The sequence below is a fragment of the Enterobacter asburiae genome (assembly GCF_024599655.1).
Taxonomy (GTDB): domain Bacteria; phylum Pseudomonadota; class Gammaproteobacteria; order Enterobacterales; family Enterobacteriaceae; genus Enterobacter; species Enterobacter asburiae_D.
This window is the reverse complement of record NZ_CP102247.1, coordinates 3,481,507-3,498,380: the sequence shown is the minus strand read 5'-3', so window position 1 is coordinate 3,498,380 and position 16,874 is coordinate 3,481,507. Positions and strand designations below refer to the sequence as shown.

The window sequence follows — 16,874 nt, the reverse complement described above, 5'->3', positions numbered from 1 at the left end:
TAGCCGCCACCCGGCTTTTTTTATGAATACATCGCCGTAATCGACGCGCTCCCAAGCGTATGGAAATGTACGTTAAACCCTACCATCGCGCCGCTCGCCCCTTCATCGACATCAATCTTCTCCACGTCCAGCGCGTGCACCGTGAAGATATAGCGGTGGGTTTCCCCTTTTGGCGGCGCGGCGCCGCCGTAGCCCGCTTTACCAAAATCGGTGCGCGTCTGAATGGCGCCTTCAGGCAGGGCAACCAGGTCTGAACCGGAGCCCTGCGGCAGGACGCGCGTGTCGGCTGGTAGGTTCGCCACAATCCAGTGCCACCAGCCGGAGCCGGTAGGCGCATCCGGGTCGTAGCAGGTCACGACAAAGCTTTTGGTGCCTGCCGGAACCTCGTCCCACGCCAGGTGCGGGGAGATATTGTCTCCCTGATACCCCATGCCGTTGAATACGTGGCGTTCCGGCAGCTTTTCACCGTCGCGCAGATCTTTACTGATGATTTTCATACGGTTTACCCTCGTTGATCGCTCGTTCAGCAAGTGTAATGCATAGGGTTACATCGTGAAATGCGCGGGAATGTTAACGGCTGTTACGACCGCGTCGGTTAATTTACGCAGCTGCTCTGGCGTAATGCTGTACGGCGGCATCAGGTAGATAAGCTTGCCGAAAGGCCGCACCCAGACGCCCTGCTCAACGAAGAAGCGCTGCAGCGCCGCCATATTCACCGGATGGGTGGTTTCAATCACCCCGATGGCGCCCAGCACGCGAACGTCCGCCACAAAATTCGCACCTGAGGCGGCGCTCAGCGCCTCTTTCAGCTGCGCCTCAATCGCCGCCACCTGCGTCTGCCACTCGCCGCCTTCCAGAATGGCCAGGCTTTCACTTGCGACGGCGCAGGCGAGAGGATTACCCATAAACGTCGGGCCGTGCATAAAGCAGCCCGCCTCGCCGTCGCTGATGGTGTCGGCAACGTGACGGGTCGTGAGCGTGGCGGAGAGCGTCATGGTACCGCCGGTCAGCGCTTTACCCAGACACAGAATATCCGGGGCGATACCCGCATGCTCGCAGGCAAACAGCTTGCCGGTGCGGCCAAAGCCGGTGGCGATCTCATCGGCAATCAGCAGAATGCCCTCGCGGTCGCACATCCTGCGAATACGCCTCAGCCATTCCGGGTGGTACATCCGCATTCCGCCTGCGCCCTGCACAATCGGCTCCAGGATCACGGCGGCGATTTCATGGCGGTGTGCCGCCATCAGCCGCGCGAAACCGACCATGTCCATCTCGTTCCACTCGCCGTCGAAGCGGCTCTGGGGGGCCGGGGCAAACAGGTTTTCCGGCAGGTAGCCCTTCCACAGGCTGTGCATGGAGTTGTCCGGATCGCACACCGACATCGCCCCGAAGGTATCCCCGTGATAGCCGTTGCGGAAGGTGAGGAACCGCTGGCGCGTTTCGCCCTTAGCATGCCAGTACTGCAGCGCCATTTTCATCGCCACTTCCACCGCCACGGAGCCGGAATCGGCCAGGAACACGCACTCCAGCGATGCAGGCGTCATCGCTACCAGGCGACGGCATAAATCCACCGCGGGCTGATGGGTGATCCCGCCAAACATCACGTGCGACATCTGGTCAATCTGCGCCTTCATCGCCGCATTCAGGCGCGGGTGGTTGTACCCGTGAATGGCCGCCCACCAGGAGGACATCCCGTCAACGAGCCGCTCGCCGCTGGCGAGGTGCAGCTCGCAGCCGTGGGCCGAGGCCACCGGATAGACGGGAAGAGGGCGGGTGGTAGAGGTGTAAGGGTGCCAGATATGCTGCTTGTCGAAGGCGAGATCGTCCTGGGTCATAATCGACTTGTAAACCATTTTGAAAAGTTTTAGGTTTACGAGTATAAACCGAACCGAAAATTAACAAAACCCTTTGGAGAAGCCCCATGGCTCACCACGCACGCTGGACGATGTCGCAAGTCACTGAATTATTCAACAAACCTTTCCTTGAGCTGATGTTCGAAGCCCAACAGGTGCATCGTCAGCACTTCGATCCTCGCCATGTTCAGGTCAGCACGCTGCTGTCGATCAAAACCGGTGCCTGTCCTGAAGACTGCAAATATTGCCCGCAGAGCGCGCGCTACAAAACCGGCTTGGAGTCCGAACGGCTGATGGAAGTTGAGCAGGTGCTCGACTCGGCGCGCAAGGCGAAAAACGCCGGCTCGACCCGCTTCTGCATGGGCGCAGCGTGGAAGAACCCGCACGATCGCGACATGCCGTATCTGGAGCAGATGGTGAAGGGCGTGAAGGAGATGGGCCTCGAAGCCTGTATGACGCTCGGCACGCTGAACGACGAGCAGGCGCAACGCCTCTCCGCGGCGGGGCTGGACTACTACAACCATAACCTCGACACCTCGCCGGAGTTTTACGGCAACGTCATCACCACGCGTACCTATCAGGAGCGTCTGGATACCCTGGATAAAGTGCGCGACGCGGGGATCAAGGTCTGCTCCGGCGGTATCGTGGGCTTGGGTGAGACGGTGAAAGACCGCGCGGGCCTGCTGCTGCAGCTGGCGAACCTGCCGACCCCGCCGGAAAGCGTGCCGATCAACATGCTGGTGAAGGTCAAGGGCACGCCGATGGCGGACAACGACGACGTGGATGCGTTTGATTTTATCCGCACCATCGCGGTGGCGCGCATCATGATGCCGACCTCTTTCGTGCGCCTCTCCGCCGGTCGCGAGCAGATGAACGAGCAGACCCAGGCTATGTGCTTTATGGCCGGAGCCAACTCCATCTTCTACGGCTGCAAGCTGCTGACCACGCCGAACCCGGAAGAGGATAAAGACGTTCAGCTGTTCCGCAAGCTGGGGCTTAACCCGCATCAGACCGAGGTGCTGACGGGCGATAACGAGCAACAGCAGCAGCTGGAGCAGCAGATTTTCAACGCCGACACCGACCAGTTCTACAACGCGGCAGCCGTATGACCTGGCAGGCACGAGTGAATACCGCGCTGGACGAACGCCGGGCGGCAGAGGCGTTTCGCGTTCGCAGGGTGGTGGAAAACGGCGCGGGTCGTTTTCTTACCCGCGAGGGGCGGCAGTTTTGTAATTTCTCCAGCAACGACTATCTCGGGCTGAGCCAGCATCCTGCCATCATCCGCGCCTGGCAGCAGGGGGCAGAGCGGTTTGGCGTAGGCAGCGGCGGCTCGGGACACGTCAGCGGATACACCACGGCGCATCTGGCGCTGGAAGAAGCGCTTGCCGACTGGCTGGGCTACCCGCGCGCGCTGCTGTTTATCTCCGGCTTTGCCGCCAATCAGGCGGTTATTACAGCCCTGATGGAAAAAGAGGACCGCATTGTCGCTGACCGCCTGAGCCACGCTTCGCTGCTGGAGGCGGCAAGTTTAAGCCCGGCGCAGCTGCGCCGCTTCGCCCATAACGATGCGGGGCAGCTCGCTGCGCTGCTGGATAAACCCTGCGACGGACAGCAGCTGGCGGTCACCGAAGGGGTGTTCAGCATGGACGGCGACAGCGCGCCGCTTGCCGCGTTGCACGGGGCCGCAAAGCGGCAAAACGCCTGGCTGCTGGTGGACGATGCCCACGGGATTGGCGTAATGGGCAACGAAGGTCGCGGCAGTGCGCATCAGCAAAACGTGAAGCCGGAGCTGCTGATTGTCACCTTCGGCAAAGGCTTTGGCGTCAGCGGCGCCGCCGTGCTGTGCAGCGAGTCCGTCGCCGACTATCTGCTGCAGTTTGCCCGACACCTGATCTACAGCACCAGCATGCCCCCGGCGCAGGCCGTGGCGCTGTCTGCGTCGCTGGCGGTGATCCGCAGCGCAGATGGGGATGAACGTCGCCAGCGGCTGGCGGAGCATATCTCTCGCTTCCGCCAGGGGCTAGCTGCGCTGCCCTTCCACAGCCCCGATTCGCAGAGCGCCATCCAGCCGGTGATTGTCGGCGAAAACGGCCGCGCGCTGGCGCTGGCACAGGCGCTGCGCGAGCGGGGCATGTGGGTGACCGCCATCCGCCCGCCAACGGTCCCGCCGGGTACCGCGCGGCTGCGCTTAACCCTGACGGCGGCGCATGAAGCACGGGATATCCACACGCTGCTGGAGGCGCTCCATGATGCCGGTGAATAAGCAGGCCGTTGCGGCGGCATTTGGCCGGGCCGCGCAGAGCTATTCGCAGCACGATGAGCTGCAGCGTCAGAGCGCGCAGGGGCTTCTGGCCGCGCTTGGCGACAACCGCTTTCCGCAGGTGCTGGACGCCGGCTGTGGTCCCGGCAGCAACAGCCGCTACTGGCGCGGAGCGGGAAGCCAGGTCACGGCTATCGACCTCTCAGAGCAGATGCTCGACGAGGCGCGTCAGCGGCAGGCAGCGGATCGCTATCTGCTGGCCGATATCGAGGCGATCCCGCTGGCGGATGCGCAGTTCGATCTGGTCTGGAGTCATCTGGCGGTACAGTGGTGCAGCAGCCTGCCGCAGGCCCTGCGCGAGCTTTATCGCGTGGCGCGACCGGGCGGGCAGGTGGCCTTTACCACCCTGCTGGAAAGTTCGCTGCCGGAGCTGAATCAGGCGTGGAAAGCGGTGGATGAGCAGCCGCACGCTAACCGCTTTTTATCGCATGACCAGGTGTCGCAGGCGCTGGCAGGCTGGCGCTATCGCAGCGTGGTGCAGACCATCACCCTCAATTTTAGCGATGCGCTCAGCGCCATGCGCTCGCTGAAGGGCATTGGGGCCACGCACCTGCATGCCGGGCGGGAGAGAAAACCGCTGACCCGGGGACAGCTGCAGCGTCTGGAACTGGCCTGGCCGCAGCAGCGGGGACATTTCCCGCTCTCTTATCAACTTTTTCATGGGATTATCGAACGTGACTGAACGTTATTTTGTTACCGGCACGGACACGGAAGTGGGCAAAACGGTTGCCAGCGCGGCGCTGCTGCAGGCGGCACGGAAGCTTGGAAAACACACCGCCGGATATAAGCCCGTTGCTTCCGGCAGCGAGATGACGGCGGAAGGGTTACGCAACACCGACGCGCTGGCGCTCCAGCGTAACAGCACGCTTGAACTCGCCTATTCAGCGGTCAATCCGTACACCTTTGCCGAACCAACCTCGCCGCACATTATCAGCGCTGACGAAGGTCGTCCGATCGATTTCGCGGTGCTGTCTGCCGGGTTACGGACGCTGGAAGGCCAGGCCGACTGGGTGCTGGTGGAAGGTGCAGGGGGCTGGTTTACGCCGCTTTCGGACACGCAGACGTTTGCTGACTGGGTGCAGGCCGAGCAGCTTCCGGTCATTCTGGTCGTCGGTGTCAAACTGGGCTGCATCAATCACGCCATGTTGACCGCACAGGCCGTACAGCAGGCCGGGCTGACGCTGGCGGGCTGGATAGCCAACGACGTGGTTGCGCCGGGTAAACGACACCAGGAGTATCTGGCGACGCTCAGGCGCGTCCTTCCCGCCCCGTGCCTCGGAGAAATTCCCTGGCTTGCTGACGGCGCGGAAAATGCCGAAACCGGGCGTTATCTCGATCTCAGCGTCTTGCTTCCCGCGACATCCAGTGCGCGATAAGCTCGTCATCCAGTTCGTTAACGTGGCCCTGCGCCACGTTACGCCCGCGATAGAGCATACAGAAACGGTCCGCAACCCGGCGGATGAACGACAGCTGCTGCTCCGCTAACAGCACCGTCATACCTAACTCCCGGTTTAAGCGCACCAGCAGCTGCCCCAGCTTCTGGGCGAAGCTGTGTCCTGCGCCGTGCAGGGGCTCATCGAGGATCAGCAGGTGAGGACGGTTCACCAGCGCATTAGCCAGCGCCAGCTGGTACTGGTCGTCCGGAGAGAGCGTGTTGGCGCGGGTCTGCCGCAATGCGTAGAGCGCCGGAAACAAATCGTAAACGTCACTTTTCGCTTCCGGGTTGGGTTTCCCCATCGCCCGCATGGCGATATGCAGATTCTCCTCAATTGTTAACTGGGAGAAGATCCGCCTGTCCTGCGGGACATAGCCTATCCCCGGTCCTGACCGCTGTTCTGGCGGCAGGTTAAGCAAATCACGCGGCGGCGCGCCCGCTTCATGCCAGATGATGCTCCCGCTTTCGACGGGCACTCTCCCGGCGATGCAATTCATGAGGGTGGTTTTCCCCATTCCCGGCAGGCCAACAACGCCTGTACACATCCCTTGCGGAAAATCCAAATTCACGTTCCATAGCGTATGTTGGCTTCCGTAAAACTGATTCACAGCACGCAGACTCAACATCTTTCTCTCCTTAAAAATGTGTGTGGGTGAGGCTCGAGTTTGAGACTGCAAAACCCCTGCCAGAAACCGAAAAGTGTTTAAAAAAACGGCTTTTTTAGGAATAAGTCACCGGAGAGGGGCTGAGAAAAAAGGGGATTGCACATCGACGGTGCTGGCGGTGTTGAGTTGTGGTGCAGTGCCCGAAATGATGAAAATGTGAGCAAGATCTCATCAGTTGGTTATGAATGACACAACTGTTAATCATCAAAAAATAGCTATAAAAATTTTTTACTGCCGTCTCGTGGGAAAATCCGGGAATTTGCCGAGCGCCACGCTGTATGGGCTGGAAGCAGTTATCCACTATTCCTGTGGATAACCATGTGCATTAGAGTTAGAAAACACGCGATAAGCGAGAGAAGACGCGGCTTACGCCCAAATTGACGCGAAACGCGGCTTCAGAAAATATCGTTTATTATTTAACTGCTTAGATAAAAGCAATTCCCGTCATGAAAGTGTCACCCGTTGCCACAAAACTATCATTACCTGGCTTGACAAATGTTAAAAAAGAAAAAGTTCTGGGGATAACCTGACCTGACTGGTGTTTTATATTGTCACAGCCTAAATTTTGGCCGATATCGCACCAATCCTTAAGGCGCTATGCTAAATATCCTGACATGCCACTGGTTTTTCATCCAGTGTTTTTTACTGGCATTCCTGGCAACAACGAGTAAAATTACTCACCTGCCGCTTATAACGTCATCAGGTTGTCGCCCATGAGTAAACCGTTCAAATTGAATTCTGCTTTCCGTCCATCTGGCGATCAGCCTGAGGCGATCCGTCGTCTGGAAGAGGGGCTGGAAGATGGGCTGGCGCACCAGACGCTGCTGGGGGTAACCGGCTCGGGTAAAACCTTCACCATCGCCAACGTGATTGCGGATCTCCAGCGCCCAACGATGGTGCTGGCACCCAATAAAACCCTGGCCGCGCAGCTTTACGGCGAGATGAAAGAGTTCTTCCCGGAAAATGCGGTGGAGTATTTCGTCTCCTACTACGATTACTACCAGCCTGAAGCCTATGTGCCGAGCTCTGACACCTTCATCGAGAAGGACGCCTCGGTGAACGAACACATCGAACAGATGCGACTGTCGGCCACGAAGGCACTTCTTGAGCGTCGCGACGTGGTCGTTGTCGCATCGGTTTCCGCGATCTACGGTCTGGGCGATCCGGATCTCTATCTCAAGATGATGCTGCACCTGACGCAGGGGATGATCATCGACCAGCGTGCCATCGTTCGTCGTCTGGCGGAGCTGCAGTATGCCCGTAACGATCAGGCGTTCCAGCGCGGGACGTTCCGCGTACGCGGTGAGGTGATCGACATCTTCCCGGCGGAATCGGACGATATGGCGCTGCGCGTCGAGCTGTTCGATGAAGAGGTTGAACGGCTGTCGCTCTTCGACCCGCTGACTGGACACATTGAGTCGGTGATCCAGCGCTTCACCATCTACCCGAAAACGCACTACGTGACGCCGCGCGAGCGTATCGTGCAGGCGATGGAAGAGATCAAAGTGGAGCTGGCCGAGCGCCGTAAGGTGCTGCTGGCGAACAATAAGCTGCTGGAAGAGCAGCGCCTGAGCCAGCGTACCCAGTTCGACCTTGAGATGATGAACGAGCTGGGCTACTGCTCCGGCATTGAAAACTACTCGCGCTTCCTCTCCGGGCGCGGGCCGGGCGAGCCGCCGCCGACGCTGTTTGACTACCTTCCGGCAGACGGTTTGCTGGTGATCGACGAATCCCACGTCACGATCCCGCAGATCGGCGGGATGTACCGCGGCGACCGGGCGCGTAAAGAGACGCTGGTGGAGTACGGCTTCCGCCTCCCGTCGGCGCTGGATAACCGCCCGATGAAATTTGAAGAGTTTGAGGCGCTCGCGCCGCAAACCATTTACGTCTCGGCCACGCCAGGCAACTACGAGCTGGAGAAATCCGGTGAAGACGTTGTCGATCAGGTTGTGCGTCCAACGGGTCTGCTCGACCCGATTATCGAGGTGCGTCCGGTGGCCACGCAGGTGGACGATCTGCTCTCGGAGATCCGCGCCCGTTCCGCCATCAATGAGCGCGTGCTGGTGACCACGCTCACCAAGCGCATGGCGGAAGACCTCACCGAGTATCTCGAAGAGCACGGCGAGAAGGTGCGTTATCTGCACTCGGATATCGATACCGTGGAGCGCATGGAGATTATCCGCGATCTGCGTCTGGGCGAGTTTGACGTGCTGGTGGGGATCAACCTGCTGCGAGAAGGTCTGGATATGCCGGAAGTTTCGCTGGTGGCGATTCTGGATGCGGACAAAGAGGGCTTCCTGCGTTCCGAGCGTTCGCTGATCCAGACCATTGGCCGTGCGGCGCGTAACGTCAACGGTAAAGCGATTCTGTACGGTGACAAAATCACCCCGTCGATGGCGAAAGCGATTGGCGAAACGGAGCGCCGCCGCGAGAAGCAGCAGCGCTACAACGAAGAGCACGGCATTACGCCGCAGGGGCTGAACAAGAAGGTGGTGGATATTCTGGCGCTGGGTCAGAACATTGCCAAAACCAAAGCGAAAGGCCGCGGGAAGGCTCGTTCAGTGGTGGAAGAAGATACCGTCGTGCTGACGCCGAAAGCGCTGCAGCAGAAAATCCACGAGCTGGAAGGGCAGATGATGCAGCACGCGCAGAATCTGGAGTTCGAAGAGGCGGCGCAGATCCGCGACCAGCTTCATCAGCTGCGGGATCTTTTCATCGCGGCATCGTAGTTTCTTGCCCGGTGGCGCTGCGCTTACCGGGCCTACGGGGTTGCGTCTTTTGTAGCCCCGGTAAGCGCAGCGCCACCGGGGGGTTTTTGCTAACCCAGCGCCTGAATCGCCTTCTCCAGCGCCTCGCGCAGCAGGTGACGGTCGTGGCGATACTTGATATCGCTGGCCTCCAGCGGCTCCTGCACCACCAGACGATCGCCAATCCCTGACACATCCACTTTCGGGCCCACGACTACGCCGTCAATGATCTTCTTGCCGACGTAATGCTCCATTAATTCAAGCTTGTCTGCCAGCGACAGGCTCGCCGCCGCCGGGCTCAGTTCACGTCCCAGGTTACCGATGTAAACCATCGGGGCAGGGGTGCGGCGCAGCGCCTGCGCCAGCTCTTTCACCAGCAGAATGGGCATCAGGCTGGTGTAAAAACTGCCTGGGCCGATCAGGATAAGATCCGCTTCACCGATGGCTTCCACCGCTTCTCGCGTGGCGGGTACGCTCGGATAGGTCATTAACTCCGTTGGCGGCAGGATGAGCTGGTCGATATTCACCTCGCCGTAAACTTCATGCCCTTCGGCGTCGATTGCCATCAAGTCAACCGGTTGTTCGGACATAGGGATCAGTAATGCGTCCACTTTGAGCAGATTACGGATTAAGTTGATGGCTTCCAGAGGCCGTACGCTCAGGTGATCAAGCGCCTTTAACATCAGATTTCCGAGGTTATGCCCGGAAAGTTCGCCATTACCGCCAAAACGGTACTCAAACATCGCCGACGCGACGCTTGGCTCGGTAATTAACTGGTTCAGGCAGTTGCGCATGTCTCCCCAGGCAATGCCGCCTTCGGCACGACGAATGCGCCCGGTTGAGCCGCCGTTATCGGTGGTGGTCACTATCCCTGTCAGCCTTGAGCCGAGTGACGACAAAGAGGACATAACCCGGCCTAAGCCGTGTCCTCCGCCAAGAGCGACCACTCGGTCAAGATCCGCAAAAGTGCGATTGCGCATACGTATTCCTTATCACGTTCGATCGCGTAACAGTAACCTAACTACCCCTAAAAGACGATGCCTCACCCGATGCAAAATGACGTATATCAATGTGAAAATGCGGTTTTTAGGTATTCTGTAGCGAAAATGCAGGAACGATTCGCTATATAGATGATTATATAGCGAAAAGCGATAATGGCGTCGTCAGAATTTCCGCGCTACTATCGCCCTAACCACGTTTTCAAAATTGAAAACATACACTCTAGCCCTTGTGCCTGTGTCGAAAGATATGGCGCTCTGGCCGTGGCGAATTTGCCACCAGGGTACAGAAAGAAATGACTGTGCCTCCCGATCTGGAAAGGTGTACATGGCTTCACAACTTACTGATGCTTTCGCGCGTAAGTTTTATTACTTACGTCTGTCGATTACCGATGTGTGCAACTTCCGTTGCACCTACTGCCTGCCCGACGGCTACAAACCGGGCAGCGTTACCAATAACGGCTTTCTCTCCGTGGATGAAGTGCGCCGCGTCACGCGCGCCTTCTCTGAGCTCGGCACCGAAAAAGTGCGTCTGACCGGCGGTGAACCCTCTCTGCGCCGTGATTTTCCCGACATCATCGCCGCCGTGCGTGAAAACGAACGTATCCGCCAGATTGCCGTGACCACCAACGGTTACCGCATGGCGCGTGATGTGGCGAACTGGCGCGATGCGGGGCTGACGGCGATCAACGTCAGCGTCGATAGCCTGGACGCCCGTCAGTTCCACGCCATTACCGGCCAGGATAAATTTCAGCAGGTCATGGACGGTATCGACGCGGCATTTGCGGCCGGGTTCGAGAAGGTCAAAGTCAACACGGTTCTGATGCGTGATGTGAACCATCATCAGCTCGATACCTTCCTGGCGTGGATCAAATCCCGCCCTATACAGCTGCGTTTTATCGAGCTGATGGAAACCGGCGAGGGCAGCGAGCTGTTCCGTCGCCATCACATCTCCGGCATGGTGCTGCGCGACGCGCTGCTGAGACGCGGCTGGATCCACCAGATCCGCCAGCGCAGCGACGGCCCGGCGCAGGTCTTCTGCCACCCGGATTACGAAGGTGAGATAGGGCTTATCATGCCCTATGAGAAAGACTTCTGCGCCAGCTGCAACCGCCTGCGCGTCTCCTCCGTTGGCAAGCTCCATCTTTGCCTGTTCGGCGACGGCGGCGTGGACCTACGCGATCTGCTGGAAGACGATGCGCAGCAGGACGCGCTTGAAGCACGTATTTCTGAAGCGCTGACGCATAAAAAACAGACCCACTTCCTGCATCAGGGCAATACCGGTATTACTCAGAACCTGTCCTACATCGGCGGGTAATCAGGCTTAAGAAGGAATCAGAAGATGAGTCAGGTAAACGCAGAATTTATCCCGACACGCATTGCTATCCTTACCGTTTCCGACCGCCGCGGCGAAGAGGATGATACCTCCGGCCACTGGCTGCGCGAGGCGGCCCATGACGCGGGGCATCACATCGTCGATAAAGCGATCGTGAAGGAGAACCGCTACGCCATTCGCGCTCAGGTTTCTCAGTGGATTGCCAGCGATGAGGTGCAGGTGGTGCTGATCACCGGCGGCACCGGCTTTACCGTAGGCGATCAGGCCCCCGAAGCGCTTATCCCGCTGTTTGACCGCGAGGTGGAAGGCTTCGGCGAGGTGTTCCGCATGCTCTCCTTTGAAGAGATTGGTACCTCCACGCTCCAGTCGCGCGCGGTGGCCGGGGTGGCTAACAAAACCCTGATTTTCGCCATGCCGGGTTCGACCAAAGCCTGCCGCACCGCGTGGGAAAACATCATCGCCCCGCAGCTGGATGCCCGTACCCGTCCGTGTAATTTTCATCCCCATTTAAAGAAATAAGCTATGTCACAACTGACCCACATTAACGCCGCCGGCGAAGCGCATATGGTGGATGTTTCCGCCAAAGCCGAAACGGTGCGCGAGGCGCGCGCGGAAGCGTTCGTCACTATGCTGCCGGAAACGCTGGCGATGATTATCGACGGCAGCCACCATAAGGGCGACGTCTTTGCCACCGCGCGCATCGCGGGTATTCAGGCCGCCAAGCGCACCTGGGATCTCATTCCGCTGTGCCACCCGCTGATGCTGAGCAAGGTGGAAGTGAACCTGCAGGCGCAGCCGGAGCAGAGCCGCGTGCGCATTGAGTCACTCTGCCGCTTAACCGGCAAAACCGGCGTGGAGATGGAAGCACTCACGGCGGCTTCCGTTGCCGCGCTGACCATCTACGACATGTGCAAAGCGGTGCAGAAAGATATGGTGATTGGCCCGGTTCGCCTGCTGGCAAAAAGCGGCGGCAAATCCGGTGATTTTAAGGTGGACAGCCATGATTAAGGTGCTCTTTTTTGCGCAGGTGCGCGAGCTGGTAAATACCGACAGCCTGGCGCTGGATGCGTCCTTCGAAAACGTCGCTGCCCTGCGCGCACATCTGGCGGCACAAAGCGAACGCTGGGCGCTGGCGCTGGACGAAGGCAAGCTGCTGGCCGCCGTTAACCAGACGCTGGTGGAGTTCACTCACCCGCTGAAGGAAGGCGATGAAGTGGCCTTCTTCCCGCCGGTGACGGGGGGCTAAGATGGCTGAAACCCGAATTCTGGTGAGCCCCGAGCGTTTTAACGTGGGGACCGAATACAGCTGGCTGGCGGAACGAGATGAAGACGGCGCGGTCGTCACCTTTACCGGCAAAGTGCGTAACCACAATCTCGGCGACAGCGTGAAGGCGCTGACGCTGGAGCACTATCCGGGGATGACCGAGAAATCGCTGGTGGAGATTGTCGACGAGGCGCGGGGCCGCTGGCCGCTTGGCCGCGTCACGGTGATTCACCGCATCGGCGAGATGTGGCCCGGCGAGGAGATTGTCTTCGTCGGGGTGACCAGCGCACACCGCAGCAGCGCGTTTGCGGCAGGGGAGTTCATTATGGATTACCTCAAAACCAAAGCGCCGTTCTGGAAGCGCGAAGCCACGCCGGAAGGTGACCGCTGGGTAGAATCTCGCGACAGCGATAAACAAGCCGCCAGCCGTTGGTAGTCGGTTTACGTGGATGTGTTAATCTTAACGTGTGTGTCTACTTAAACTTAATCAGGAGTGAATCATGGACCGATTTCCGCGTTCCGATTCAATAGTACAGCAGACCCGTAGCGGCCTGCAGACGTATATGGCTCAGGTGTACGGCTGGATGACGGTTGGCCTGCTGCTTACCGCGTTTATCGCGTGGTATGCGGCGAACACGCCTGAACTGATGATGTTTATCTTCTCCAGCAAAATCACCTTCTTTGGGCTGATTATCGCGCAGCTGGCGCTGGTGTTTGTGCTTTCGGGTCTGGTGCAAAAGCTGAGTGCCGGAATGGCGACTACGCTGTTTATGCTCTATTCGGCGCTGACCGGGCTGACGCTTTCCAGTATTTTCATCGTCTACACCTACTCCTCCATAGCCAGCACCTTTGTGGTGACCGGCGGGATGTTCGGCGTGATGAGTCTCTACGGTTACACCACGAAGCGCGATCTGAGCGGTTTAGGCAGCATGCTGTTTATGGGGCTGATTGGGATTGTGCTGGCGTCGCTGGTAAACCTGTGGCTGAAGAGCGACGCGCTGATGTGGGCCGTGACCTACATCGGGGTGGTGATCTTCGTTGGGTTGACGGCGTATGACACCCAAAAGCTGAAAAACATCGGCGAGCAGATTGACGTACGCGATAGTTCAAACCTGCGCAAATACGCGATCCTGGGCGCGCTGACGCTGTATCTGGACTTCATCAACCTGTTCCTGATGCTGCTGCGTATTTTCGGCAACCGTCGCTAGGGTTGTTTTGCCGGGTGGCGGCTTCGCCTTACCCGGTCTACGAAACGCGAACCGTAGGTCGGGTAAGGCGAAGCCGCCACCCGACTTATTCACTTCGCTAACATCCTCTCATTCTTTGCCCGTAATTTCTTCGCCCGACTCTCCAGCACCAGATAACAGACCGTTGCCAGCGCCAGCGGCAGGAAGTAATACAGCATGCGGTATGCCAGCAGGGCCGCGATAATCGTGCCCTGAGAGACATGCTCCCCGGCCAGCAGGGCGATAAATACCGCTTCCAGCACGCCGATCCCCGCCGGAATATGCACAATCACGCCCGCAATACTGCTCACCAGCAGCACGCCCAGCACGAAGAAGTAGTTCACGTCCTCGCCAATCAGCAGCCAGATAATGGCCCCCATCGCCATCCAGTTGGCGCTGGAGACGGTCATCTGAAGCACCGCAAACTTCCATGAGGGCAGCACCAGCTTTTGCCCTTTAATGGTCATATGACGGCGTCTGGCAAACGCGCAGGCCCAAAGATAAACGGCGATGATCAGTAGCAGTACGATGCCCAGAATGCGCAGCGTGGCCTCATCGATATACCAGTGCGCGGGCAGCTGCACCACGCCGATGGTGAAGATCACCCCGCCGAGCAGAATATAACCCAGCCAGTTGGTGGTGATGCTCAATGAGAAAATGCGCGTGATGGTCCCGCCCGGCAGGCCGAGCCGCGAATAAAGGCGATAGCGCATGCCAATGCCGCCGACCCAGGTGCTCAGCGTCAGGTTAAAGGCGTAGCAGATAAACGACACCAGCATCACCTGACGTTTGGCCAGCTTGTGGCCGCAGTAAGCTCGGCCCAGCAGGTCATAGCAGCCGTACATCAGATAGCTCACAATAACCAGCCCTACAGCGCCCAGCAGCACCATCCGGTTATAGTTGCGGATGACTTTCCACACCTCTTCCCAGTCAACTTTCTGCGCGTAGACCACCAGCAGAACCGCGACCGCAATAAAAAACAGCCAGGTCAGGATCTTTTTTGCCAGCCGCCAGCGCGGATGCGATTTCGACATCAGGGTTTGCCTCCATCTTCCGCTTCAATACGGTCCTGGGTTTCCATTTCCGGTTGTACCGGTGGGTCGACCTGCGCAAGCTTAGGCGTATGCGCCGGCAGCCAGCCGACCATGGCCGGGAAATGGCGCAGAAAGTGGAACACCACCACGCTGATGCCCAGGTTCCACCAGGTACGTTTGGGGACCATGGATTCGTCCACGCGCACGCTGTCGTTAACGATCAACGCCTGCAGGTTATCCCTCAGGGTCTGGTTAAACTGGCGATCGTGAATGATCAGGTTGGCCTCGAGATTGAGCGATAAGCTCAGCGGATCGAGATTGCTGGAGCCCACGGTTGCCCAGTGATCGTCCATCAGCGCCACTTTGCCGTGCAGCGGTCGGCGGCGATATTCGTAGATCTGTACGCCGCCCTTCACCAGATAGTTATACAGCAGCCGCGCGCCGACTTTGACTATCGGCATATCCGGCTCGCCCTGCACAATCAGCTTCACGCGTACCCCGCGCCGGGCCGCATTGCGCATGGCGTGCAGCAGACGATAGCCCGGGAAAAAGTAGGCGTTAGCAATAATCACTTCGCGCTTCGCGTTGGCGAGCATCTTGAGATAATGACGTTCAATGTCGTCCCGGTGCTCGCCGTTATCCCGCCAGACGAAAAGGGCCTGCGCTTCGCCGGGCTTCCGGTTCTCTTCCGGGCGATGGCGGCGTCTCCACCAGCGGCGAACGGCCTCTTTACCCGGCAGGTTCTCCAGCTCAAACAGTAAGATGTCCTGCACCACCGGGCCTTCGATGCGAATGGCGTAGTCCTGCTTTGCCTCCGGGCCGTAGTCGGACATATGCTCAGCGGAGTAGTTAATGCCGCCGACAAAGGCCACCGTCTCGTCCACCACCACAATTTTGCGGTGCATCCGGCGGAAAAGATTGGTACGCATGCCGAACAGGCGAGGGCCGGGATCGTAGTAGCGGAACACCACGCCCGCGGAGGTCAACTCATTGACAAACGCATCGCTGAGATCCGGCGAACCATAGCCATCAAGCAACACTTCAATTGTGACGCCGCGCTGTGCGGCGCGCAGCAGCACGCTGTGCAACTGCTTGCCGACGTTATCTTCGAACCAGATAAAGGTCTCGAGGATCACCTTCTGCTGAGCGTTATCAATCGCCTTAAACACGGCCGGGTAGTACTCGTCCCCGTTGACCAGCAGCGTGATTCGGTTGCCTTCCTGCCAGGAACATTTCATAGGTGGATCTCCGCGCTGAGCGGCGCGTGGTCGGAAAGATGTCGCCAGTTAAGGAGCGCCAGGGCGGTCGGGCTGCTGGCGTGGGCATTTTTCACGTAGATGCGGTCAAGCCGAAGCAGCGGGAAACGGACCGGGAAGGTGCGCGCAGGCCTGCCGTTGGCGCGAGTAAAAATCTCCTCCAGTCCGGCATCCACCTTCAACGGATGGTTTGCCCGCTGTCGCCAGTCGTTGAAATCACCCGCCACCACCACCGGTTCACCTTCGGGAAGGGCGTTGGCCCATTCGGCCAGCATTTTCAGCTGCGCCTGACGATGGGCTTCGCGAAGGCCCAGATGAACACAGCCGACATGCACAGGTCGCTCGAGGTCGGGCGGGGTAATGCGGCAGTAAAGCAGGCCGCGTTTTTCGCTTTCCCCGACGGAAACGTCGCGGTTTTCGTAATGTTCAATGGGGTAGCGGGACAGCACCGCGTTTCCGTGATGCCCTTCCGGGTAGACCGCGTTGCGGCCGTAGGCGTAATCACTCCACATGGTATCGGCCAGAAATTCATAGTGCGGCGTGTCGGGCCAGTTCTCAAAGTGGAGCGGATGCACTTCGTGTGCGCCCATCACCTCCTGGAGGCAGACAATATCCGCGCTGACGGTGCGAACCGCGTCGCGCAGCTCCGGTAAAATGAAGCGGCGATTAAATGCTGTGAAGCCCTTATGAATGTTTATCGTCAGCACCTTAAGCGAGAAATGCTGCATTTTTTGAGTCAT

The 16,874-nt window shown here is 58.8% G+C and carries 18 protein-coding genes and 1 riboswitch; of the genes, 11 read left to right on the top strand and 7 right to left on the bottom strand.

Annotated elements, in window-relative coordinates; all coding sequences use genetic code 11:
* Window positions 1–20: 20 nt before the first annotated feature.
* Both NQ230_RS16685 and bioA read right to left on the bottom strand, forming a co-directional pair.
* Window positions 21–497: a kinase inhibitor gene (locus NQ230_RS16685; RefSeq protein WP_121425413.1), complete on the bottom strand. Its 477-nt coding sequence runs from the start codon at window positions 495–497 to the stop codon at window positions 21–23.
* 48 nt (window positions 498–545) lie between these two features.
* Window positions 546–1,835, bottom strand: coding sequence for an adenosylmethionine--8-amino-7-oxononanoate transaminase (gene bioA / locus NQ230_RS16680; protein WP_375143701.1), 1,290 nt, complete (start codon window positions 1,833–1,835; stop codon window positions 546–548).
* Between the two features lie 86 nt (window positions 1,836–1,921).
* On the opposite strand from bioA, the gene bioB reads away from it, so the two are divergent.
* From bioB to bioD, 4 genes are read left to right on the top strand one after another with little or no spacing between them, the layout of a single operon-like run.
* A complete protein-coding gene (bioB, locus tag NQ230_RS16675) occupies window positions 1,922–2,962 on the top strand; it encodes a biotin synthase BioB (protein ID WP_121425411.1) in 1,041 nt (346 codons plus the stop codon).
* Complete coding sequence (gene bioF / locus NQ230_RS16670) at window positions 2,959–4,116, top strand: 8-amino-7-oxononanoate synthase (RefSeq protein ID WP_257258316.1); 1,158 nt, start codon at window positions 2,959–2,961, stop codon at window positions 4,114–4,116. The genes bioB and bioF overlap by 4 nt, the downstream gene beginning before the upstream one ends.
* Window positions 4,100–4,855: a malonyl-ACP O-methyltransferase BioC gene (bioC, locus tag NQ230_RS16665; RefSeq protein WP_257258315.1), complete on the top strand. Its 756-nt coding sequence runs from the start codon at window positions 4,100–4,102 to the stop codon at window positions 4,853–4,855. The genes bioF and bioC overlap by 17 nt, the downstream gene beginning before the upstream one ends.
* Window positions 4,848–5,549, top strand: coding sequence for a dethiobiotin synthase (bioD, locus tag NQ230_RS16660; protein WP_219323796.1), 702 nt, complete (start codon window positions 4,848–4,850; stop codon window positions 5,547–5,549). Before bioC ends, bioD begins: the two co-directional genes overlap by 8 nt.
* Here the strand turns inward: bioD and NQ230_RS16655 are convergent.
* Window positions 5,512–6,234 carry an ABC transporter ATP-binding protein gene (locus NQ230_RS16655; RefSeq protein WP_121425407.1) on the bottom strand — a complete coding sequence of 241 codons (723 nt, stop codon included), beginning with the start codon at window positions 6,232–6,234 and terminating at the stop codon, window positions 5,512–5,514. The two genes, bioD and NQ230_RS16655, sit on opposite strands and share 38 nt — an antisense overlap.
* Before the next feature lie 752 nt (window positions 6,235–6,986).
* Between NQ230_RS16655 and uvrB the strand changes: the two genes are divergently transcribed.
* Window positions 6,987–9,002, top strand: coding sequence for an excinuclease ABC subunit UvrB (uvrB, locus tag NQ230_RS16650; RefSeq protein ID WP_109846300.1), 2,016 nt, complete (start codon window positions 6,987–6,989; stop codon window positions 9,000–9,002).
* 89 nt (window positions 9,003–9,091) lie between these two features.
* Here uvrB and yvcK read toward each other — a convergent pair whose 3' ends face one another.
* Window positions 9,092–10,000: a uridine diphosphate-N-acetylglucosamine-binding protein YvcK gene (gene yvcK / locus NQ230_RS16645; protein WP_257258310.1), complete on the bottom strand. Its 909-nt coding sequence runs from the start codon at window positions 9,998–10,000 to the stop codon at window positions 9,092–9,094.
* A gap of 225 nt (window positions 10,001–10,225) precedes the next feature.
* A riboswitch (molybdenum cofactor riboswitch) is annotated at window positions 10,226–10,359 on the top strand.
* On the opposite strand from yvcK, the gene moaA reads away from it, so the two are divergent.
* From moaA to NQ230_RS16615, 6 genes are all read left to right on the top strand, one after another.
* Complete coding sequence (gene moaA, locus NQ230_RS16640; RefSeq protein WP_059346371.1) at window positions 10,347–11,336, top strand: GTP 3',8-cyclase MoaA; 990 nt, start codon at window positions 10,347–10,349, stop codon at window positions 11,334–11,336. Its footprint overlaps the riboswitch before it by 13 nt.
* 24 nt (window positions 11,337–11,360) lie before the next feature.
* Window positions 11,361–11,873: a molybdenum cofactor biosynthesis protein B gene (gene moaB / locus NQ230_RS16635; protein WP_257258309.1), complete on the top strand. Its 513-nt coding sequence runs from the start codon at window positions 11,361–11,363 to the stop codon at window positions 11,871–11,873.
* Window positions 11,874–11,876: 3 nt separating this feature from the next.
* Complete coding sequence (moaC, locus tag NQ230_RS16630) at window positions 11,877–12,362, top strand: cyclic pyranopterin monophosphate synthase MoaC (RefSeq protein ID WP_023292962.1); 486 nt, start codon at window positions 11,877–11,879, stop codon at window positions 12,360–12,362.
* Complete coding sequence (moaD, locus tag NQ230_RS16625) at window positions 12,355–12,600, top strand: molybdopterin synthase sulfur carrier subunit (RefSeq protein ID WP_257258306.1); 246 nt, start codon at window positions 12,355–12,357, stop codon at window positions 12,598–12,600. Before moaC ends, moaD begins: the two co-directional genes overlap by 8 nt.
* A 1-nt stretch (window position 12,601) precedes the next feature.
* Entirely contained in the window at window positions 12,602–13,054 is a 453-nt protein-coding gene (gene moaE / locus NQ230_RS16620) for a molybdopterin synthase catalytic subunit MoaE (RefSeq protein ID WP_121425403.1), read from the top strand.
* A 64-nt stretch (window positions 13,055–13,118) separates the two neighbouring features.
* Complete coding sequence (locus tag NQ230_RS16615; RefSeq protein WP_029742164.1) at window positions 13,119–13,826, top strand: Bax inhibitor-1/YccA family protein; 708 nt, start codon at window positions 13,119–13,121, stop codon at window positions 13,824–13,826.
* A gap of 89 nt (window positions 13,827–13,915) precedes the next feature.
* On the opposite strand, the gene NQ230_RS16610 is transcribed toward NQ230_RS16615, so the two are convergent.
* Genes NQ230_RS16610 through NQ230_RS16600 form a run of 3 tightly spaced genes read right to left on the bottom strand, consistent with a single transcriptional unit; the run spans window position 13,916 to window position 16,874 of the window.
* Entirely contained in the window at window positions 13,916–14,878 is a 963-nt protein-coding gene (locus NQ230_RS16610) for a lysylphosphatidylglycerol synthase domain-containing protein (protein WP_159513692.1), read from the bottom strand.
* Window positions 14,878–16,116 (bottom strand): cardiolipin synthase ClsB, encoded by a 1,239-nt coding sequence (gene clsB, locus NQ230_RS16605; protein ID WP_063143110.1) that lies wholly within the window; start codon window positions 16,114–16,116, stop codon window positions 14,878–14,880. The genes NQ230_RS16610 and clsB overlap by 1 nt, the downstream gene beginning before the upstream one ends.
* On the bottom strand, window positions 16,113–16,874 hold the full coding sequence (locus NQ230_RS16600) for an endonuclease/exonuclease/phosphatase family protein (RefSeq protein ID WP_023334979.1): 762 nt from the start codon (window positions 16,872–16,874) through the stop codon (window positions 16,113–16,115). Before NQ230_RS16600 ends, clsB begins: the two co-directional genes overlap by 4 nt.